We start from the raw sequence: 21035 nt of genomic DNA on the forward strand, positions 1-21035 counted from the left end.
CAAGCTAATTTCTTGGAGGTTACTATGAAAAAACTCGTTCTCGCAGCAGCACTGACTGCAGCAGCATCCACAGCATTTGCTGGCGGCATGTCTGAGCCAATGGTTGAAGCACCTGTCATCATGGAAGACGCAGCGTCTTCTTCTGCTGGCAACCTGATCGTTCCTCTGCTGCTGATCGCAGTGGTTGCAGCGGCTCTGGCTGACTAAACCATACTTGGTGCGGCATCGCCGCTCTAGGATATAAAGGGTGTCGCTTAGGCGGCACCCTTTTTTGTGGTAAATGGGTCTTTAGTCCAGCCAACCGGCCAGGTTTTCTTGGGCAACTTGGACCAAGGCAGCGATATGGGCGTCGTCGTTATTGAGACAAGGAATATAGGTGAACTTTTCACCACCTGCTTCTTCAAAGCTTTCTTTGATCTCTTCGTTGATTTCTTCCAGAGTTTCGATGCAGTCCGCTGAAAAGGCTGGGGCGATCACCGCAATGTTCTTTTTGCCTGTCTGGGCAAGGCGTGCAACTTCTTCGACCGTATAGGGCTGTAACCATTCTTCGGTGCCAAAACGCGACTGGAAGGTGGTGATCAGCTGGGTTTTGTCCCAGCCCAGTTTTTCCTGCAGCAAGCGTGTCGTTTTCTGACATTGGCAATGATAAGGATCGCCTTGCATCAAATACCGCTTGGGCATGCCGTGATAGCTGACCACGAGAATATCGGGTTTGTCTGTCATTGCGTCATATCCGGCCTGAACCGATGCGGCGAGCGCGTCGATATAGGCGGGCTGATCAAAATATGGTTCAATTGTGCGGGCTGCGGGTTGCCAGGTTTCTTGCATCAAGGCCCGAAAGAAGTGATCGTTAGCGGTGCCAGACGTTGCGCCAGCATATTGTGGGTAAAGTGGGAAAAATAAGATGCGTTCGCATCCAGCCGCCACCATCTCGCGCACTTTTGACTGGGTTGATGGGTTGCCATACCGCATACAGAAATCCACCATCACCTGATCGCCATAGCGTGTGTGCATTGCCGTTTTGAATTTGGCAGTTTGGTCTTTGGTGATGGTCATCAAGGGGCTTTCGCCCTTGTCGTGATTCCAGATCGATTTATAGGCGGCCCCAGAGCTAAAGGGACGTTTTGTCAGAATGATCAATTGCAACAAAGGTTGCCATTTCCAACGTGGCAAATCGATGACGCGTTCATCGGACAGGAATTCGTTCAGATAGCGGCGCATCGGCCAGTACGAATAGTCATCTGGCGTGCCAAGATTGGCCAAAAGGATACCCGTTTTGCCACGCGCCACCTTGGGGTGATTGTCGGCGGCAAAATCAGGGCGGGTGGCTTGGGTATTGGCGTCCAGCATGAGAGATCCTGTTTCTATGTCTGCTCTGAGATAGCGCCTAACACGCGTGGGTCAATTCAGATATTGAAGTTTGTTTAGACTTTGGCGTGTTTACAGAGGCAACGCAGGCTTAATGCCGTCACGCGTTAGTCCGCCAGTTTGGTTTCCTTTGTGCCCAAGGCATCTGCCAATCTGGCAGCCGCAGAACCGGGGCGCAGGGGTTTGGGTTGATTTTCGTCAGGGCACCACGCTGTCATGAATATTAGTTCGAATGTGGCGCTGACCCGTTCATCACTTTGATAGGTTTGGGCATAAAGCTGCGCGGCACGCTGGAACACTTGGCGGCCACTAAAGCGCCGCAGACGGGCAGTCAGGGCGTTTGCCTCGCCCATCGCCCGCAGATCGCGCATCAGGTGCCAAGGTGTTTCATAAGAAACCGTCAATGGCAGACTGTCAGCCACTGGCAAAGCCATGCCTGCGCGCTGCAAGAGCGCCCCCATGTCGCGTATTTCACCCATAGGCAAGACGCGCGGGGCCATGCCACCGCGGGTTTCACTTTCAGCCTGGCCAAGAGAGGCGCGCAATTCATGCAATGTCTGGCCTCCAAAACTGGCCGTCATCAAAAGCCCATCGCTTACCAAAGCATGCCGACATTGTATTAGCTGCCCAACCGGGTCGTTTGCCCAGTGCAAACACATGCTGTGGATCACCAAGTCATGACTGTTTGCCGAGAGCTCCAGCGTGTCAGAATCGGGCACGATAGTCGCATTCGGAATCCGGTTTTGCCAGATTTCGGGAAAGGCCGTGACAATGGCAGGTTTTGTAAACGGCCTGTTAACCATTTCTAGTCGATCCTGAATATCATCAGCCGCGGCTTCTTGCAGAAACAAGCCTTTAGAACGATCCGCACGGGCTCGGTTGGTCAAGAGGGCTTTGCGATCAGTTAGTAGAGGTGTGTTTTGCATAGGCCGGAACATAAGCGCTTCGTCAGGCAAGTTCAAACCGCGTTACACCTGCTTTACCCTCCACGTTGTGTGGGTTGCGGCGAACTTGTTGAAGCTGATTTTGGTCTGTGCGGTGCGTGCTGGAAAGACACGCCGTTGATCGGCGGCCTTGTCTGCAATTTTTGTGGCGTGCCCTTGCCTGGGGATGGGCAAGTGAGCGAGACCAGCTGCGACGATTGCATGGCGGTGACCCGTCCCTGGCAACAGGGGCGGGCGGCGCTATTGTACCAGGGAACCGCCCGGAAACTGGTGTTGCGGCTTAAGCATGCTGACCGCCATGATATCGCGCGACCGGCGATAAGCTGGATGCAAAGGGCGGCGCAGGGGTTGAACCTGCAGGACGTGATTGTTGTGCCAATCCCTCTGCATTGGCGTCGGTTCTTACGTCGAAGATACAATCAATCTGCGCTTTTGGCGCAGAGCTTGGCGCAGGCTATGGGGCTGGAATATTGCCCGGACTTTCTGGTGCGATCCAAGCCAACTCCGGCCCTTGAGGCGGCGACGCGCGAAGAGCGTTTTGCACTATTGCGTGGCGCAATTGTGCCCAACCCACGCCACCACAAGCTTGCGCAGGGTCGATCTGTCTTGTTGGTGGATGATGTGATTACCTCGGGGGCAACGTTTTCTGCGGCCACCCATGCTTGTTTGCAATCACAGGCGAGTGAAGTGCGTGTCATAGCCCTAGCACGCGTTGCAATGCACACCTAAATCGCGCATGACACTTTCAGGCTTTAGGAAAACGCAATGAAAAACGTAGAAATTTACACCCGTCCCCTTTGTGGATTTTGCGCGGCGGCAAAATCTTTGTTTGCAAAAAAAGGTGTGACCTTTGTAGAGGTGGATTGCTGGGCGAATCCGGATCGTAAACCGGAAATGATTCAGCGCAGCAATGGTGGCCGGACTTTCCCGCAGATTTTCATCGACGGGGATCATGTTGGCGGATGTGACGATCTGATGGCTCTGGAGCGTGCGGGCAAGCTCGACGGTCTACTGGCGGCCTGATGAAAACAGCCCTGCTGCAAATATGCTCTTCGGACGATCCAACCGAAAACCTCAAAATGGTTCGGGCGGCGATCAAAGAGGCTGCAGCAAATGGGGCTGGCTATGTTCTTACGCCGGAAGTGACCAATTGCGTCTCTGGAAGTCGGACTCATCAAAAGGCGGTTTTGCAACTCGAGACTGAGGATCGCACCCTTTTGGGCATTCAAGAGTTGGCCGCACAGCTTGAAGTCTGGGTGACTATTGGCTCTTTGGCGGTAAAGACCAATGATCCGGATGGTCGCTTTGCAAACCGGCAGTTTTTGATCGATGCCAACGGGTCGATTGCTGCGCGCTATGATAAGATTCACATGTTTGATGTACAGGTTTCAAAAGAAGAAACCTATCGTGAATCTGATGGCTATAGGCCCGGCACACAGGCTGTGGTGGCGGAAACGCCTTTTGCAAAAATTGGCATGACCATTTGTTATGATGTGCGTTTTGGGCATTTGTTTCGGCGGTTGGCGCGGGGCGGGGCCGAGGTTATAACGGTGCCTTCGGCGTTTTCTTATGTCACGGGCGCGGCGCATTGGCAGGCGTTGTTGCAGGCGCGGGCCATTGAAACGGGGTGCTGGGTGCTTGCTCCGGCTCAGGTTGGGCGACATCTTGCTAGCCGTGGCCCCCAGCGCCTGACTTATGGGCATTCGCTTGTTGTTTCGCCATGGGGTGAGGTTTTGGCAGATGCTGGTTCAGAAACCGGTATCGTTTACATTGATCTTGACCGTGAAAAAGTGGCACAAGCACGCAGACGCGTGCCGTCACTGACATATGATCAAAGGTTCAATGGCCCAGACTGATAATGAATCCAGCGCCTTAGCGATTTCTCTGTTTAGTGAAATTCTGATGGCTGACCAATTGGCGCGCAGCCGTCTGAGCAAAGCTTTGCCTAAGGGCATGGAGTTGTCGCATTTTTCGGTTTTGAACCATTTATCCCATTCCAGCAGTGAGCGCAGCCCGGCGCAGCTTGCCAAGGCTTTTCATGTGACCCGTGGGGCAATGACCAATACATTGGGCAAGCTGGAAACCGCAGGCTATGTGCATATTCGCCCGGATTGGGATGATGCGCGCCGCAAGATGGTGGCAATAAGCCCGGCGGGACGTGCTGCAAAAGAGGCGGCCTTGGCGGGCATCGCGCCAATTATTTCCGAAGTTGTTGCAGATATTGGGGAACACCGCGTACGCGCGGCCCTACCGATTTTACGCGAGCTGCGGGTCAAGCTTGAGGACGAGCATTGAAAAGCAAAAGGGGCATGAACCTTTTTGCAGTTGTTGCTGCGATTCTGTTTATGTTGATCTATGCCGTTCCCTCTATTCGGGGCGCAGCCGAAGTGGAAAAATGTGTTGAAATCGGTGGCAGGTATGATCATGCCACCGGTGTTTGCAAGACGGGTGGTTAGGCGGGTTTCGTACTGGTGGTCACATAATTTACGCTTAGATCTTTGTCGGACAGCGACCAGCTCCAACCCAGAGGATTAAATACAAAACCGGTGCGATCCACTGGTGTCAGCCCACCCTTTGCCAGCATGTCAAACAACTCATCAGGTGTGATAAACTTGTGCCATTCATGGGTGCCCTTTGGCAGCCAGCGCATGATCCATTCTGCGCCAATGATAGCTGCGCCAAAGCTTTTGGTGGTGCGATTGAGCGTAGAACAGATCATCAATCCGCCCGGTCTGACCAATTGCTGACAAACGGTCAGAAATTCTTGCGGGTCAGCGACGTGTTCAACCACCTCCATGTTCAGAACAATATCAAATTTCTCGCCTGATTCAGCGATGGCTTCGGCAGTGGTGTGGCGATAATCGATGGTCAGGCCGGATTGTTCGGCGTGCACCTGAGCGACGGGAATATTGCGTTCGGCTGCATCAGCGCCAACAACGGTTGCCCCCAAACGCGCCATGGGTTCTGCCAGCAACCCGCCGCCACAGCCAATATCAAGCAGTCTTAAGCCTGAGAACGGAAGATCTGTGCTAAGGTCACGGCCAAATTCCGCCGCGATTTGGCGGGTGATGTAATCAAGCCGGCAGGGGTTCAGCATATGCAGAGGTTTGAATTTCCCTTTGGGATCCCACCATTCTGCGGCCATCGCCTCAAATTTTGCGACTTCGGCGGGGTCGACAGTGTTCAACGTGGGTTGCATTCTGATCTCCATATGCTCATCTGGGCGCGCAATACTATATAGATCGCTTATGGACAAACACTCGGGTCAAAAACGCGCAGTTCAATATCTTTATCCGCCGATCGATCCGTTTGATCAGCGGATGCTGGATGTGGGTGACGGCCATTCGATCTATGTCGAACAGTCAGGCAATCCAAATGGCATGCCGGTTGTTGTCCTGCACGGGGGCCCCGGCGGGGGATGTAGCCCTGCGATGCGCCGCTATTTTGATCCAAACATTTATCGTGTCATTCTATTTGATCAACGTGGCTGTGGTCGGTCGCGACCGCATGCTGAGATTGCGCATAATACCACCTGGCATCTGGTCGCCGATATCGAACATATCCGTACCAGCTTGGGCATCGACCAGTGGATTGTGTTTGGCGGAAGCTGGGGCGCAACGTTGGCGTTGATTTATGCGCAAACCCATCCAGAACGTCCCGCGGCTTTGGTTCTGCGCGGTGTTTTCTTGATGACACAACGCGAACTTGACTGGTTTTATGGCGGTGGCGCTGGGCAGTTTTGGCCCGAAACATGGGCGCGCTTTGCGGATCTGATCCCGGAAAACGAACAATCGGACATGATTGCGGCCTATCACCAGCGCTTGTTTTGTGGTGATCGCGCGGTCGAAGTGAAATATGCCCGGTCTTGGGCTGCATGGGAAAACGCTTTGGCATCGGTTCAGTCTGATGGCACATCTGGTTCACCCCCGGCTGAATATGCGCGGGCTTTTTCGCGTTTGGAAAACCATTATTTTCGCAATGCGGGTTTTTTGGATTTTGATGGCCAGATATTGGCACATATGGATCGCATCGCGCATATCCCTGCAGCGATTGTGCAGGGGCGATTTGATATGATTTGCCCGCCGCGCTCGGCCTTTGATCTTGCGGCACGTTGGCCAAATGCGAAATTGCGTATGATACAAAATGCAGGCCACGCATTAAGCGAGCCAGGAATTAGTGCGGAATTGGTGCGAATCATGGATCAGCTCGCGCGCGAAGGCTAGTTTGATCTGGGCGCTACTGCCTGGTTGAAATTTATGATAAGACAGGCTTTGTTGTGACTCCCATTTGCGGGCTTGGATTGGATCTGGAACACTTATGAGACGAATTGGCAGACGTAGCTTGCTTACAACCGGTGCCGCCGCAGGTGTGCTGGCTGCAACGGGTTTGCCACTTCGGGCTGCACCAACGCGTTCTGGAACTTTGCGGCTAGGACTATCGGGCGCATCGCCTTTTGATAGTTGGGACAGCCGCACACATCGCGATAATTTCATGATTATGGCGGCGCATGGGGCAGTGTTTGATACCCTGACCCAAGTTGCCGCGTCCGGGGAATTGATCGGCGAACTGGCAGAGAGTTGGCGGGCCACATCGGATGCCTTGGTTTGGACCTTTAAGCTGCGCAAAGGTGTGCAGTTTCACAGTGGCAAAGCCTTTGTGGCAGAGGATGTGATTGGGTCGCTGCAATTGCATATGGATGTGACCGACCAGAGCCCAGCCTTGCCGATTGTTTCAAGCATCGCTGAAATGCGGAAAATTAACGCGCATGAGGTTGAAATTACGCTGACCGCGCCAAATGCAGATTTTCCTTTTTTGTTGGCGGATTACCACCTGTGTATCTATCCCGCTGAACAAGCTGAGCTTGCGATGATAACGGGCAATGGCACGGGCCTTTATCAAGTCGAGTCGTTTGAGCCTGGCGTGAATTTGCGGCTGAAACGGGTGGAAAGCCATTACAAGGATGGCAAAGAAGGCTGGTTCAATGAAGTTGAGCTGATTGCGTTTGACGATGAAACTGAACGTGTGACTGCGTTGCTGGAGGGGCAGGTTCACGCGATTGATCGACTGCCACCACATCGCGTGCCTTTGGTGCAATCAGAACGACGGTTACAATTGTCTGAGGTCACCGGAAACCAACATCTGTCTTTTCCGATGCTGACCAATATTGCGCCCTTTGATGATATGAACCTGCGCAAAGCCCTGAAACATGCGGTTGATCGGCCTGGATTGGTCCAGCATGTCCTGCAGGGTCATGGGGCTGTTGCCAATGACACGCCAATTGGGCCGGCCAATCAGTTCTTTGCCAAAGATATTCCTGTTGCCAGCTACGATCCAGATCGGGCGCGGCACTATCTGGCCAAAGCGGGCCTTGCGGGTCTGCGTTTGGATTTGTCGGTAGCAAATCACCAATACCCCGGTGCGTTAAAAGCGGCGCTTTTGTATCAAGAAACCGCAAAGGCCGCAGGCATCGACATCAATGTTAAGCGCGAATCCGATAGCACCTATTTGACGGATGTTTGGCGGCAAAAACCTTGGTGCACCTGTATTTGGTCTGGCAGATTGACCGAAGATTGGATGCTGTCGACGATGTCGCAAACCGGCGCACCTTGGAATGACACGCTTTGGGACAATGCGCAGTATCAGGATTTGTTGCTGTCCGCCCGATCCGAGCTAGACACTGCAAAACGCCGCTCGATGTACCATGATCTACAACATTTGATGGCACTAGAGGGTGGTGCGGTTGTGCCGGTCTATGCAAATTATCTTGATGCGCACAGCAGCAAGTTGCGCAATAGCGGCGCGGTTGGAAATGTCTTTAATATGGACAATGCGCGCCTGATCGAACGCTGGTGGTTCGGTTAAACATTCTGTGGATTATTGCAGGGTTGCCTGTGCGCCAACGCAATTGGTTTTGCTTTGGCTATGGTGGGTCTGCGGATAAGCTGTTGCTATTGCCATCCACAGGAGAGCCCGAATGTCTGACGCCCCGATCATCCAAGAACGCGAGAATGGACCGCTGATTGTCAAAGGCGTCACGCAGATGCGCGATGCTCAGGGCAATGAAATCGCCTGTAAACCGGTCATGGCCCTGTGTCGATGCGGGCAGTCAAAAAACAAGCCTTTTTGTGATGGCAGCCACAAAGATGCAGGTTTTGAAAGTCGGGGTGGCACGCCGGCGGGTCGGGATCGGCTGATCACATATGCGGGACAGGATGTTTCTGTCAGCTATAACCCTCTGCTATGTTCGCATGCTGCACAATGCGGCAAGCTGGCCAAGCACATCTTTAACCCGGCTGAAAAGCCTTGGGTGCAGCCTGACAAAGGCACGGTTGACGAAGTAAAAGAGGTGGTTGCCGCTTGCCCGTCAGGGGCCTTGGCCCTGGCAGATGTTGATCCGCCACATTTGATGCCGGATCGGGTGCAGATTCAAATTGAAGAGAATGGACCTTATTGGGTTTTGGACGTCACGGCCCCGGTGCCACCGCAGGCCGAAAACATGTCAGAACAAAAATTTGTTCTGTGTCGCTGTGGTCAGTCTGGCAACAAGCCCTATTGTGACGGGACCCATCGGGATGCCAAATGGCGCGACGCCTGAAGCGACGGGGTTCGGGCGTCCTGGCGCTCGACCTCTCCTTTGAGAAGCCAAGAGACGCAGAAAGCCCAGATGCCACACGCTTCTAGCCAAAAGATAAGGTTCCATTGTTCGACCCAAACTCTGGCGTCAAACCAATCAAAGGCCCGCACAAACGACGCATATGTTGCCAGCACACCAGCCGAGATAATGAGCCAGCCACAGATGCGGTAAACCCGGCGAACCGGGCCGTTGGCGGTGCGCGCAAAGCGACTTAGGCAAAAAATGGTGAGAGTTGTGAGGAAGACAAAAGAAGACAGAAAATGCAGGCCGACACTGATACGATCATCCATGATGGCGTGAAAAAAAGTCTCTATCCCATTAGCGTGCGGTTTGTTTGGGAATAAGGCAAGCCCAATGGCCGAGGCACCGCTGAGCAATCCAGTGATGTTTTCCCGTCGACTGGCGTGGGACGGGCGATCCCCCTGGTAAGCCATTAGAAAAATGCCAATCGCCACCAGAGCCCCAACCACAAAGTCACGCATCGAGGAAAAATAATAGTCGCTGATTGATGGCAGCACTTGGCCATGGGTGATGTAGCCCCCTGTAAGCAGAACCAAGGGAAAGGCCATTGCGATGACCCCGAGCGCTTGGCGCACGTTAAAATAGGTCATAATAAATGTGTCGCGGTTATGAGTTGCCATGGGTCCAGAGTGTAGAAAAAGAATTACCAAAGTCTTTCTTTCTATCGGGATCATCAGAGCGAAAGGCGCTGTCTTTGTCATTGGGGGATAACAGCACTTGCACCGGTGTAACAAAGGTCGTATATGGCTTTTTAACAGCGGCGCGCTGAGCTTAGGCTGAACGCTCCACCGGGAAAGATCGACGGGCCGCGTGCCCGTTTTTTTGTGCTTGGAACACTTGTATGAGCAATATGATTGCCAAAACCGCGATAGACAGTCGTCTCGCCGAAATCGTGAACCCTATCATTGAAGATATGGGTTTCGAATTGGTGCGTCTGCGTCTTATGGGTGGCAAAACCAATACATTGCAGATCATGGCCGAACGCCCCGAAGGCGGCATTGAGGTTGATGATTGTGCGCAGATCAGCAACGCCGTCAGTGCGGCGCTGGATGTCGAAGATCCTTTAAACGATTCTTATGTTCTTGAAGTCGGTAGCCCGGGCATTGATCGCCCGCTGACCCGTCTGAAAGACTTTGAAAACTTCGAAGGCTATGACGTGAAGATCGAAACCAGTGAATTGATTGATGGCCAAAAGCGCTTTCGGGGAATTTTGGCTGGGGTCGAAGGCGAAGAAGTATTACTGAACCTGGAAGCGGGTACAGTTGGGCTGCAGTTTGAATGGCTGGCGGATGCCAAGCTGATTTTGACTGATGAGTTGATCAAGGAAATGCTGAAGCAGCGTAAAGATGCTGGCACCTTGAGCGAAGGAAATTTTGACGAGATCGAGACCGAGTCCGGTTCTGAGGAGACTGATTAAATGGCGATTACCTCTGCAAACCAGCTGGAGCTTTTGCAAACAGCCGAGGCCGTAGCCCGCGAAAAGATGATCGACCCAGGTCTGGTTGTCGAAGCGATGGAAGAATCGCTCGCGCGCGCAGCGAAATCCCGCTACGGCGCGGAAATGGATATTCGTGTCGCGATCGACCGCAAGACCGGCAAAGCGACATTCACCCGTGTGCGTACGGTTGTTGAAGACGAAGAACTGGAAAACTATCAGGCCGAGTTCTCTGTAGAGCAAGCCAAACAATACATGGAAAACCCAGCTGTGGGGGACACCTATGTAGAGGAAATTCCGCCAGTAGAGCTGGGCCGTATCGCGGCACAATCTGCCAAGCAGGTCATCTTGCAGAAGGTGCGCGAAGCCGAACGTGATCGTCAATTCGAAGAGTTTAAAGATCGCGCCGGCACTATTATCAATGGTCAGGTTAAGCGCGAAGAATATGGCAATGTGATTGTCGATGTGGGCCGTGGCGAAGCGATTTTGCGCCGCAATGAAAAAATTGGCCGCGAATCCTATCGCCCCAACGACCGCATCCGGGTTTTCATCAAAGACGTGCGTCGCGAAGCTCGTGGGCCGCAAATCTTTTTGTCTCGCACAGCGCCAGAATTCATGGCTGAGCTGTTCAAAATGGAAGTGCCAGAAATCTATGATGGCGTGATCGAAATCAAAGCTGTGGCGCGCGACCCTGGGTCTCGTGCAAAGATCGCTGTGATTTCCTTTGACGGTTCGATTGACCCAGTTGGTGCCTGTGTTGGTATGCGCGGTTCGCGTGTTCAGGCGGTGGTTAACGAGCTGCAGGGCGAAAAAATCGACATCATTCCTTGGAATGAAGATCAGCCAACATTTCTGGTGAACGCACTGCAACCTGCAGAAGTCACCAAAGTTGTTTTGGATGAAGAAGCTGGCAAAATCGAAGTTGTTGTTCCAGAAGAACAGCTGAGCCTGGCGATTGGTCGCCGAGGTCAAAACGTGCGTCTGGCGTCGCAACTGACCGGTCTTGATATTGATATCATGACCGAAGCCGAAGAATCAGCTCGCCGTCAGAAAGAATTCGAAGCCCGCACCAAATTGTTTGTGGACGCTTTGGACATCGATGAATTCTTTGCGCAATTGCTGGTTTCCGAAGGGTTCACCAACCTAGAAGAAGTTGCCTATGTCGAGATGGATGAGCTTTTGGTCATCGATGGCGTTGACGAAGGCACCGCAAACGAAGTGCAAACACGTGCGCGCGAATATCTGGAAGCCGCTGCTAAAGCCGCTTTGGATGCCGCCCGTGCTCTGGGTGCAGAAGACAGCCTTATTGCATTCGAAGGTCTGACGCCCCAGATGGTAGAAGCTTTAGCAAAGGACGACGTCAAAACGTTGGAAGACTTTGCAACCTGTGCTGATTGGGAATTGGCTGGTGGCTGGACAACCGTTGATGGCCAGCGTGTCAAGGATGACGGAATTCTAGAGCCTTTCGGAATGGCCTTGGAAGAAGCGCAAGACATGGTTATGACCGCGCGTGTTGTGCTGGGTTGGGTTGACCCTGACGAGTTGATTGCTGACGCCGCTGCCGACGAAGATGGCAAAGACGTTGCAACAGATGAGGCAGAAGCCTGATTTAGGCACTGAAAGGGCTGATATGACGCGTGGCGGACATAGCAAAGACCGGGCAGATGACCCGGAGCGCAAGTGTATTGCCACCGGCGATACACACCCCAAATACGGGCTGGTGCGTTTCGTTGTCGGCCCTGATGCGCAGATTGTGCCCGACATCCTAGGCAAGTTGCCGGGGCGTGGAATATGGGTCTCTGCGGATAGAAAAGCCATTGAAAAGGCTGCAAAGAAAGGTGCCTTTTCAAGGTCTGCCAAAACCCAGGTCACAGTGCCTGATGGCTTGGTGGATGAAGTCGAAAAACAACTCGCGCGGCGGGTGGTTGATTTGATCAGCCTCGCGCGAAAATCCGGAAGCGCTGTCACTGGCTATGAAAAAGTGAAGGACTGGCTCTCGAAAGAGGTGGCAGAAGTTCTCATTCAAGCAGTGGACGGTTCCGGCCGGGGCAAGACTAAACTGAGTACGCCTCACTATGGCAGCTACATCGGATGGCTCACTGCAGAAGAGCTTGGATTGGCATTTGGGCGACAAAACGTGATACATGGGGCGCTTGCGTCTGGTGGACTCACGAAAAGAGTTGTAGAGGAAGCCCAAAGACTAAAGGGCGTACGCGAAAATACGGCGGCAGGGGTCGTCGGAAAGGGTAAGACAGCTAGATGAGCGATAACGACGGTAAAAAGACATTGGGTCTGCGTGGCGCGGGTGCTCGTCCGGGCAACGTAAAGCAAAGCTTCAGCCATGGCCGGACCAAAAACGTCGTGGTGGAGACCAAACGCAAACGCGTTGTGGTGCCGAAACCCGGTGCAGCTAAACCAGGTGTTGGTGGTGGTCGCCCAGGTGGTGATCCTTCCAAACGCCCCGCTGGCATTTCTGATGTGGAAATGGCGCGTCGCCTAAAGGCGTTGCAGGCTGCAAAAGCCCGCGAGGCCGAAGACAACGCACGTCGCGCAGCCGAAGAAAAGGCGCGTGAAGAAGAACGTGCACGACGCCGTGCAGAAGCCGAGGCCAAGGAACGTGAACAGCGCGAAGCTGAGCAACGTGCCAAGGAAAAAGCCGAAGCCGAAGAAGTCAAAAAGCGTGCCGCGGAAGCGGCGTCAAAGCGCGCTGCGGCAGATGCAGCGGCAGCCAAGGTTGCGCCTGCACCTAAAGCAGACACACCGCGCCGCGATCTTTCAAACAAGCCTGCGCCGGCCCCAACACCACGTAAGTCTGATCGTGAACGCGATCAGCGCAATACACGTGGTCGCGGCCAAAACGACGGGCGTCGCTCTGGTAAACTGACATTGAGCCAAGCAACCGGCGGTGCCGGTGGTCGTCAGAAGTCCATGGCTGCGATGAAGCGCAAGCAAGAGCGTGCGCGTCAAAAAGCGATGGGTGGCCCGGTTGAGCGTGAAAAGGTGATCCGTGACGTTCAGTTGCCTGAAACCATTGTGGTTTCTGAGCTGGCCAACCGTATGGCCGAGCGTGTTGCTGACGTTGTTAAGTCGCTGATGAACATGGGCATGATGGTGACGCAGAACCAAGCGCTGGACGCGGACACTGCAGAATTGATCATCGAAGAATTCGGCCACAAAGTGGTGCGTGTTTCTGACGCTGATGTTGAAGATGTGATTTCGGATGCGGCAGAGGACGAAACAAATCTTCAGGGTCGTCCACCGGTCATCACCATTATGGGCCACGTTGACCACGGTAAAACATCGCTATTGGATGCAATCCGGGATGCGAAAGTTGTGTCTGGCGAAGCTGGCGGTATTACGCAGCATATTGGTGCGTATCAGGTTACAACTGACAGTGGCACCACCCTGAGCTTCTTGGATACACCAGGCCACGCGGCCTTTACCTCGATGCGCTCTCGCGGTGCTCAGGTGACCGATATTGTTGTGCTTGTTGTTGCGGCAGACGATTCCGTCATGCCACAGACAATCGAGGCGATTAACCACGCAAAAGCGGCCCAAGTGCCAATGATCGTGGCGATCAACAAAATCGATAAGCCTGCGGCCGATGCCAATAAAGTACGGGCAGAGCTTTTGCAGCACGAAGTGATTGTGGAAGCGATGTCAGGCGAAGTGCAAGACGTCGAAGTTTCTGCGGTGACGGGCCAAGGCCTAGACGAATTGCTGGAAGCGATTGCATTGCAGTCTGAAATTTTGGAACTGAAGGCCAACCCAGATCGCGCCGCCCAGGGCGCTGTGATCGAGGCGCAGCTTGATGTTGGACGTGGCCCAGTTGCGACGGTCCTTATCCAGAAAGGCACTTTGCGTCTTGGTGACATTTTTGTTGTCGGCGAGCAGTTTGGTAAAGTACGGGCTCTGATTAACGACAAAGGTGAGCGTGTTGCTGAAGCGGGTCCATCGGTGCCTGTCGAAGTCCTGGGTCTGAACGGCACGCCCGAAGCGGGCGATGTTCTGAACGTAACAGAAACAGATGCGCAGGCGCGTGAAATTGCAGAATACCGTGCACAAGTCGCCAAAGATAAGCGCGCAGCAGCTGGTGCAGCGACGACGCTGGAACAGTTGATGCAAAAAGCCAAAGACGATGAAGACGTCTCTGAGTTGCCTATTCTGGTCAAAGCTGACGTTCAGGGTTCTGCTGAAGCGATCGTTCAGGCGATGGAAAAAATCGGCAACGATGAAGTGCGCGTACGCGTTCTGCATTCGGGTGTTGGTGCGATCACTGAATCTGACATCGGACTTGCCGAAGCATCCGGCGCACCAGTTATGGGCTTTAACGTCCGTGCAAATGCGTCCGCCCGGAACACAGCCAACCAAAAAGGTGTGGAAATTCGGTATTACTCGGTCATTTATGACCTTGTTGATGACGTAAAAGCCGCGGCCTCTGGTTTGCTATCTGCAGAGATCAAAGAAAACTTCATCGGTTATGCGAACATCAAAGACGTGTTCAAAGTATCCAATGTTGGCAAGGTTGCTGGTTGTTTGGTGACCGAAGGTGTTGCACGTCGTTCTGCGGGCGTTCGCTTGCTGCGCGACAACGTGGTAATCCACGAAGGCACACTGAAGACATTGAAGCGCTTCAAAGACGAAGTGCCTGAGGTTCAGTCTGGTCAAGAATGCGGTATGGCATTTGAGAACTATGAAGACGTCCGTGCGGGTGATGTGATCGAAATCTTCGAGCGCGAAGAAGTCACAAGAACTTTGGACTAAGTGTTACTAAATAGACAAAAAAAGACGCCGCTCAGAAATGGGCGGCGTCTTTTTTTGTTGATAGTTAGGTCTTCCTGAAACCGATCATAGCGAAAGTCACGGTTATACGGGTGTGCCCGAATATACTGTCTTGCCTACACGCACCGAAATGCGTCCATCTGGCAGAGAACGTACAAAGAAACCTTGCACCGAAATGCAGCTTCCAAGTGTTATCGTTCTAAGCATGTCAAATTCCCCCAGTGTCTTTGACGTGTTGAACTTACATAGTCTTGATTCTGTTTCGCCCAAATGTGCGTCACATTAACTTTACATTATGTGAAAATTTGAGCGATCCAAGAAAAAAACGGATGGATATACGAAATAGTCGTATTTCCGTCATAATTTGACCTAGATCCAGTCCCGGATGATTGGAATCAGCGGCAAATCTGCTGGTGGCATTGGGTAATTTCGAAGGTCTTTTGGATAGACCCATTTCAATGCTTGGCCCTCATTGGACATAGGCGCGCCTTGCCACTTGCGGCAGGCAAATAGCGGCATCAACAGATGAAAATCATCATAGCTGTGGGATGCAAAGGTCAGAGGTGCCAAGCAACTCTCCCAGGTATCGATACCCAATTCTTCTTGCAGCTCGCGAATCAAAGCCACTTCTGGGGTTTCGCCGCTTTCTATTTTGCCGCCTGGAAACTCCCATAAACCTGCCAGAGATTTGCCCTCTGGACGTTGGGCAAGCAGAACCCTGCCATCGCGATCAATAAGGGCGACAGCGGCCACCAACACAGTTTTCATTTCCACATTCCCGTTGATCTTAAGACCGATAGTCGGCGTTGATAGAGATGTAACCATGGGTCAAATCACAGGTCCAAACTGTTGACGTTCCTGCCCCAAGACCAAGGTTCACGCTGATCTTTAGATTGTCCTGCCGCATATAGGCCGCGGCTGCTTCTTCGGAATACTCCGGAGAAACCCAGCCCTTTTCGGCGACCAAAATGTCCCCGAAACGAATGGCCAACAGGTCGCGATCAGCGGCAGCACCGGACTTGCCAATCGCCATGACTATGCGGCCCCAATTTGGATCTTCGCCGGCAATCGCTGTTTTGACCAAAGGTGAATTGGCGATCGAAAGCGCGTGGGCACGGGCATCTGAATGAGTCGCTGCGCCCGTGACTTCAACCTCAACAAATTTGGTGGCCCCTTCTCCGTCTTTCACAACAAGGTGCGACAGCTCTTGCATCACGTTATGCAGTGCGTCTTTGAACGGTGCGCAGTTTGTTTCTACGTTGACACCAGACGCTCCAGTGGCCCCAAGCAGCAATGTGTCAGACGTCGAGGTGTCGCTGTCTACTGTGATGCAGTTGAAAGTCACATCGGTCAGTTCCGACAACATTTCCTGCAACGCAGGACGCGCGATTTTGGCGTCGGTGAAGATATAGACAAGCATGGTGGCCATATCTGGCGCGATCATGCCGGAGCCTTTGGCGATGCCAGCGATTTTGATGGTTTGGCCATCAATCAGAACCTCTGCACTTGCGCCTTTGCTGAATGTGTCCGTTGTCATAATCGCTTGCGCTGCGTCTTGTATCCCGTCAACAGACAGGGCCTGCACAAGATCGCCAACTTTGGCGGTGATTTTGTCATGCGGCAGCCGTTCGCCGATCACACCGGTTGACGAAGTGAAAACGCGCCCAGCAGGAAGGCCGGTTGCATTGGACACTGCTTCACAGATAGCCGTCACAGAACCTTCGCCAGCGCGTCCAGTAAAGGCATTGGAGTTCCCAGAATTGATGATGAAAGCGGCTCCATAATCGCTGTCATTCAAAATCTTGGCTTGGCAATCCAGTACATTTGCAGACCGAGTCGCGGATTTGGTAAAAACGCCTGCCACAGTGCTGCCCGGTGCAAGTCGCATCAGGGTAACATCATTGCGATCAGGGTATTTCACACCAGCAGCAACAGCAGAGAACTCTACGCCGTTAATTACCGGTAAATCTGGAAAACTTGCGGGCGCAAGCGGTGAAACAGTGTCTATGTCAGCCAAAATCAGTTCTCCAACAAATCTGCTTGCTTCAGAATGGCGGGATCTATCGCCTCTGCTGCAGAACGATCCACATCAGCGGCCTCAGTCAGGCGCGCAAGCTCTGCGTCAATCGTTGCGCGTTGCACGTCGGCCAGGATCTCTGCGCGTACTGCGTCAAGAGCTGGGGCCTCTTGTAGACGGCTGTCGTTCAATTTGATCACATGCCAGCCAAATTGGGTTTCGACTGGATCTGATACAGCGCCAACTTCCAGAGCCTTCACCGCCTCTTCAAAGGGCGCAACCATCTGACCTGCACCAAACCAGCCAAGATCACCGCCACCTGGGCCAGAAGGACCAGTGGATTTTTCTTGTGCAGTTGTCGCAAAGTCAGCGCCGTTGCGGATGTCTGCGGTGATGGCAGTGGCTTCGTCCTGGGTCGGCACAAGAATATGCGACGCATGGAATTCACGGCTGCCTTCAAAATTGGCGTATTTTGCATCATATGCGGCCTGGACAGCGGCATCATCTACCTTGCTTGCGATCACTTCCTGCAGCACTTCTGCGGCAAGCATCGAAATCTTGGTATTTTCGACCGCCAAGGCAATGCGCTTTGGTGTTTCGCCGCCAAAGCTTTGCGCCAAAAGGTTTTGTTGTACAAGCTGATCCAAAATGCCGTTGAACAAAACGTCATCAGGAAGTGACTGATACTGCGCATCGAGCGTCGCCCGGATGGCCAGCATATGCCCCAGGGTGACGTCTTGGCCATTTACTGTCGCGACAACCGTGTCTGCATTGGGCGAATCATCTGAAAACGCAGGAGTGGCCAGCAAAAGGGCAACCGCTGTGCCTCGCAGAAAATTGAGTGATTTCGACATCGAATGGTCCTTGGTTGTTGCCGCTTTGGTTGGCGACGTTGACACTGTATTACAGGCCCCTTACATCGCTTTGAGGCCGACGCAAAAGTCCGTTGCCCTGTTTGTATGAGCAGGCGACAGAACGGGCAAGCATTAGCGGCGCAAGATTTTGTCAACGAAGGACAAGTAGACATGTTGGGTTTTGGAAAATTGACCAAAATGGTCCTCGGGACACCGAATGACCGCAAGATCAAAGCGACCCGACCCATTGTCGCGCAGATTAACGATTTGGAGCCGGAATTCGAAAAGCTGAGTGACGCTCAGATTATCGAAAAAACCGCTGAATTCAAAACCCGTGTAGCGGATGGTGAAGCGCTGGACAAAATTTTACCAGAAGCATTTGCCAACTGCCGTGAGGCGGCAAAACGCGCGCTTGGCCTGCGGGCGTTTGATACGCAGCTGCTTGGCGGTATTTTTCTGCACCAGGGCAATATCTCGGAAATGAAGACAGGCGAAGGTAAAACGCTGGTTGCGACTTTCCCGGCGTATTTGAACGCGCTGACTGGCAAGGGCGTGCACATCGTTACCGTCAACGACTATTTGGCCAAACGTGACGCTGAGTGGATGAGCAAAGTCTATACGGCGTTGGGCATGACCACAGGCGTGGTGTTTCCACAGCAAGCCGAAAATCAAAAGCGCATGGCTTACGACAGCGACATCACTTATGCGACCAACAACGAATTGGGCTTTGATTATCTGCGCGATAACATGAAGTCCGAGTTGAAAGACATTTCGCAGAAATTCCACCACTTTGCGATTGTGGATGAGGTCGATTCGATCTTGATTGATGAGGCCCGTACGCCGCTGATCATTTCAGGACCTGCAGAAGACCGTTCAGAGCTTTATATCTCGATTGATAAAGTTATCCCTGAAATTGAAGACACGCATTTTGATCTTGATGAAAAAACCCGGGCGGTGAACTTCACCGACGAGGGTAACGATTGGTTGGAAGAACAGCTTCTGGCGCGCGGCCTTTTGCCCGAGGGGCAGTCTTTGTATGACCCGGAAAGCACAACTTTGGTGCATCACGTCAATCAGGGATTACGCGCGCATAAGCTTTTCACCAAAGACAAAGATTATATTGTGCGCAACGATGAAATCGTGCTGATTGACGAATTCACGGGCCGTATGATGGCGGGTCGACGGTTGTCCGACGGTCTGCACCAGGCCATCGAAGCCAAAGAGAATTGCTCTATCAAACCCGAAAACGTGACTTTGGCTCAGGTGACATTCCAAAACTATTTCCGGCTGTACGACAAACTGGGTGGCATGACGGGCACCGCGCTGACCGAAGCCGATGAATTCGCAGAAATCTATGGTTTGGGTGTGGTCGAAGTACCAACCAACCGGCCGATTGCGCGCCAGGATGACGACGATGCGGTCTATCGTACGGCTAATGAAAAATATCAGGCGATTGTGGATACCATCAAAGAAGCGAGCGCCAAAGGGCAGCCGACTTTGGTGGGCACCACATCGATTGATAAGTCTGAATTCCTGTCCCAAATGCTGACTGACGCAGACATCGAACATAACGTTTTGAACGCACGTCAGCACGAAAAAGAAGCGCAGATTGTGGCGGATGCCGGCAAGCTGGGCGCAGTCACCATTGCCACCAACATGGCGGGTCGTGGGACCGATATTAAACTCGGCGGCAACGTTGAATTCAAGGTCATGGAAGCCATAGCCGCCGATCCCGAAGGCGATCATGCAGCGATTCGTGAAAAAGCAGAGGCCGCACATAAGGCTGATGAAGATGCTGTGAAGGCCGCGGGCGGCCTGTTTGTTTTGGCCACCGAGCGCCACGAAAGCCGCCGCATTGACAACCAGCTGCGAGGGCGGTCAGGCCGTCAGGGGGACCCGGGTCGCTCTGCGTTCTTCCTGTCATTGGAAGATGACCTGATGCGTATCTTTGGTTCTGATCGCTTGGACAAAGTGCTTTCGAGCCTTGGTATGAAAGAAGGCGAAGCGATTATTCACCCGTGGGTGAACAAATCGCTGGAGCGTGCGCAGGCCAAAGTCGAAGGTCGCAACTTTGATATTCGTAAGCAGTTGTTGAAATTTGATGACGTCATGAACGATCAGCGTAAGGTTATCTTTGGCCAGCGTCGTGAAATCATGGAAGCAGATGATCTGTCTGAGATCATCAAGGATATGCGCCACGAGGTGATCGGGGATCTGATCGACCAGTATATGCCTCCAAAAACCTATGCAGATCAGTGGGATACCGAAGGTTTGTATGCGGCATGTATCGAGCAGCTGGGCATTGATGTCAAAGTGATCGATTGGGCCAAAGAAGAAGGTGTGGATGATGAAGATATCCAAGACCGTCTGGAAAAGGCCGCTGATGAGCATATGGCGCAAAAGGCCACTACCTTTGGGCCGGAATCTTTGCGCAACATCGAAAAACAGATTCTGCTGCAAATCATCGACACCAAATGGCGCGAGCACCTGCTCACGCTTGAACATTTACGTTCTGTTGTTGGGTTCCGGGGTTATGCGCAGCGCGATCCGTTGAATGAATACAAAACAGAAGCCTTCCAGCTGTTTGAAAACATGCTGGATACCCTGCGCGTTGACGTGACACGGAACCTGGGTCAAATCCGTCCAATTACCGAAGAAGAGCAACGTGCAATGTTGGCGCAAATGCAGGCTCAGCAAGCGCAGGCCCAACAGGCGATGGCACCCGCTGATCAAGCTGCCGCCGCAGGGGGCGCTGCTCCAGAACCGCTTATTGCAGGTTTTGATGAGGATGATCGCGCAACTTGGGGCAACCCGGGCCGCAACGACGCCTGCCCCTGTGGATCAGGTAAAAAGTTCAAGCATTGTCACGGCAGTTTGTCTTAGGCACAGCGTCTAAAACGCTTAAAATCTTCTGATTATGACCAAAAGGGCGCCACACCGGCGCCCTTTTTTCCGTTCAGTTTGGTGCAAAGGTTAACGC

21 protein-coding genes are annotated in these 21035 nt (G+C 52.9%); 14 read left to right on the top strand and 7 right to left on the bottom strand.

Annotation, left to right across the window (positions count from 1 at the left end; translation table 11 throughout):
* Positions 1-24 precede the first annotated feature (24 nt).
* Positions 25-207: a hypothetical protein gene (locus ABXG94_RS15160; protein WP_353535611.1), complete on the top strand. Its 183-nt coding sequence runs from the start codon at positions 25-27 to the stop codon at positions 205-207.
* A gap of 81 nt (positions 208-288) precedes the next feature.
* Here ABXG94_RS15160 and hemH read toward each other — a convergent pair whose 3' ends face one another.
* Both hemH and ABXG94_RS15170 read right to left on the bottom strand, forming a co-directional pair.
* Complete coding sequence (gene hemH, locus ABXG94_RS15165) at positions 289-1350, bottom strand: ferrochelatase (protein ID WP_353535613.1); 1062 nt, start codon at positions 1348-1350, stop codon at positions 289-291.
* A gap of 125 nt (positions 1351-1475) precedes the next feature.
* Complete coding sequence (locus ABXG94_RS15170) at positions 1476-2294, bottom strand: methyltransferase domain-containing protein (RefSeq protein WP_353535614.1); 819 nt, start codon at positions 2292-2294, stop codon at positions 1476-1478.
* On the opposite strand from ABXG94_RS15170, the gene ABXG94_RS15175 reads away from it, so the two are divergent.
* Genes ABXG94_RS15175 through ABXG94_RS15195 form a run of 5 tightly spaced genes read left to right on the top strand, consistent with a single transcriptional unit; the run spans position 2289 to position 4768 of the window.
* The gene (locus tag ABXG94_RS15175) at positions 2289-3041 is read left to right on the top strand and encodes a double zinc ribbon domain-containing protein (protein WP_353535616.1); all 753 of its coding nucleotides are present in this window, start codon (positions 2289-2291) and stop codon (positions 3039-3041) included. The genes ABXG94_RS15170 and ABXG94_RS15175 overlap by 6 nt on opposite strands.
* Positions 3042-3077: 36 nt before the next feature.
* Entirely contained in the window at positions 3078-3335 is a 258-nt protein-coding gene (gene grxC / locus ABXG94_RS15180) for a glutaredoxin 3 (RefSeq protein ID WP_353535618.1), read from the top strand.
* Positions 3335-4168, top strand: a complete 834-nt coding sequence (locus tag ABXG94_RS15185; protein WP_353535620.1) for a carbon-nitrogen hydrolase family protein — start codon at positions 3335-3337, stop codon at positions 4166-4168. Before grxC ends, ABXG94_RS15185 begins: the two co-directional genes overlap by 1 nt.
* A complete protein-coding gene (locus ABXG94_RS15190) occupies positions 4155-4607 on the top strand; it encodes a MarR family winged helix-turn-helix transcriptional regulator (RefSeq protein ID WP_353535622.1) in 453 nt (150 codons plus the stop codon). Before ABXG94_RS15185 ends, ABXG94_RS15190 begins: the two co-directional genes overlap by 14 nt.
* A gap of 14 nt (positions 4608-4621) precedes the next feature.
* Positions 4622-4768 (top strand): hypothetical protein, encoded by a 147-nt coding sequence (locus ABXG94_RS15195; protein WP_353535624.1) that lies wholly within the window; start codon positions 4622-4624, stop codon positions 4766-4768.
* Here ABXG94_RS15195 and ubiG read toward each other — a convergent pair.
* Entirely contained in the window at positions 4765-5511 is a 747-nt protein-coding gene (gene ubiG / locus ABXG94_RS15200; RefSeq protein ID WP_353535625.1) for a bifunctional 2-polyprenyl-6-hydroxyphenol methylase/3-demethylubiquinol 3-O-methyltransferase UbiG, read from the bottom strand. The genes ABXG94_RS15195 and ubiG overlap by 4 nt on opposite strands.
* A gap of 49 nt (positions 5512-5560) precedes the next feature.
* Here ubiG and pip point away from each other — a divergent pair, with 49 nt between their 5' ends.
* The 3 genes from pip to ABXG94_RS15215 all read left to right on the top strand — a co-directional run bounded on the left by pip (position 5561) and on the right by ABXG94_RS15215 (position 8907).
* Positions 5561-6535: a prolyl aminopeptidase gene (gene pip, locus ABXG94_RS15205; protein ID WP_353535627.1), complete on the top strand. Its 975-nt coding sequence runs from the start codon at positions 5561-5563 to the stop codon at positions 6533-6535.
* 94 nt (positions 6536-6629) lie between these two features.
* The gene (locus tag ABXG94_RS15210; RefSeq protein WP_353535629.1) at positions 6630-8174 is read left to right on the top strand and encodes an ABC transporter substrate-binding protein; all 1545 of its coding nucleotides are present in this window, start codon (positions 6630-6632) and stop codon (positions 8172-8174) included.
* A 112-nt stretch (positions 8175-8286) separates the two neighbouring features.
* Positions 8287-8907, top strand: coding sequence for a CDGSH iron-sulfur domain-containing protein (locus ABXG94_RS15215; protein WP_353535630.1), 621 nt, complete (start codon positions 8287-8289; stop codon positions 8905-8907).
* Here ABXG94_RS15215 and ABXG94_RS15220 read toward each other — a convergent pair.
* On the bottom strand, positions 8862-9587 hold the full coding sequence (locus ABXG94_RS15220) for a hypothetical protein (protein ID WP_353535631.1): 726 nt from the start codon (positions 9585-9587) through the stop codon (positions 8862-8864). The genes ABXG94_RS15215 and ABXG94_RS15220 overlap by 46 nt on opposite strands.
* Positions 9588-9808: 221 nt before the next feature.
* On the opposite strand from ABXG94_RS15220, the gene rimP reads away from it, so the two are divergent.
* From rimP to infB, 4 genes are read left to right on the top strand one after another with little or no spacing between them, the layout of a single operon-like run.
* Positions 9809-10384, top strand: a complete 576-nt coding sequence (gene rimP / locus ABXG94_RS15225) for a ribosome maturation factor RimP (RefSeq protein WP_353535632.1) — start codon at positions 9809-9811, stop codon at positions 10382-10384.
* Positions 10385-12010, top strand: coding sequence for a transcription termination factor NusA (gene nusA / locus ABXG94_RS15230; RefSeq protein ID WP_353535634.1), 1626 nt, complete (start codon positions 10385-10387; stop codon positions 12008-12010). It begins immediately after the preceding gene.
* 22 nt (positions 12011-12032) lie between these two features.
* On the top strand, positions 12033-12665 hold the full coding sequence (locus tag ABXG94_RS15235; RefSeq protein WP_353535636.1) for an RNA-binding protein: 633 nt from the start codon (positions 12033-12035) through the stop codon (positions 12663-12665).
* Complete coding sequence (gene infB, locus ABXG94_RS15240; RefSeq protein ID WP_353535637.1) at positions 12662-15166, top strand: translation initiation factor IF-2; 2505 nt, start codon at positions 12662-12664, stop codon at positions 15164-15166. The genes ABXG94_RS15235 and infB overlap by 4 nt, the downstream gene beginning before the upstream one ends.
* A 387-nt stretch (positions 15167-15553) precedes the next feature.
* On the opposite strand, the gene mutT is transcribed toward infB, so the two are convergent.
* The 3 genes from mutT to ABXG94_RS15255 are packed head-to-tail and all read right to left on the bottom strand — an operon-like array spanning position 15554 to position 18055.
* Positions 15554-15952, bottom strand: coding sequence for an 8-oxo-dGTP diphosphatase MutT (mutT, locus tag ABXG94_RS15245; RefSeq protein ID WP_353535638.1), 399 nt, complete (start codon positions 15950-15952; stop codon positions 15554-15556).
* Positions 15953-15971: 19 nt separating this feature from the next.
* On the bottom strand, positions 15972-17201 hold the full coding sequence (gene argJ / locus ABXG94_RS15250; RefSeq protein WP_353535640.1) for a bifunctional glutamate N-acetyltransferase/amino-acid acetyltransferase ArgJ: 1230 nt from the start codon (positions 17199-17201) through the stop codon (positions 15972-15974).
* A 2-nt stretch (positions 17202-17203) separates the two neighbouring features.
* The gene (locus ABXG94_RS15255) at positions 17204-18055 is read right to left on the bottom strand and encodes a peptidylprolyl isomerase (RefSeq protein WP_353535642.1); all 852 of its coding nucleotides are present in this window, start codon (positions 18053-18055) and stop codon (positions 17204-17206) included.
* A gap of 171 nt (positions 18056-18226) precedes the next feature.
* Between ABXG94_RS15255 and secA the strand changes: the two genes are divergently transcribed.
* The gene (gene secA / locus ABXG94_RS15260; RefSeq protein ID WP_353535643.1) at positions 18227-20938 is read left to right on the top strand and encodes a preprotein translocase subunit SecA; all 2712 of its coding nucleotides are present in this window, start codon (positions 18227-18229) and stop codon (positions 20936-20938) included.
* Positions 20939-21035 lie beyond the last annotated feature (97 nt).

The sequence above is a fragment of the Cognatishimia sp. WU-CL00825 genome (assembly GCF_040364665.1).
Taxonomy (GTDB): Bacteria; Pseudomonadota; Alphaproteobacteria; order Rhodobacterales; family Rhodobacteraceae; genus Cognatishimia.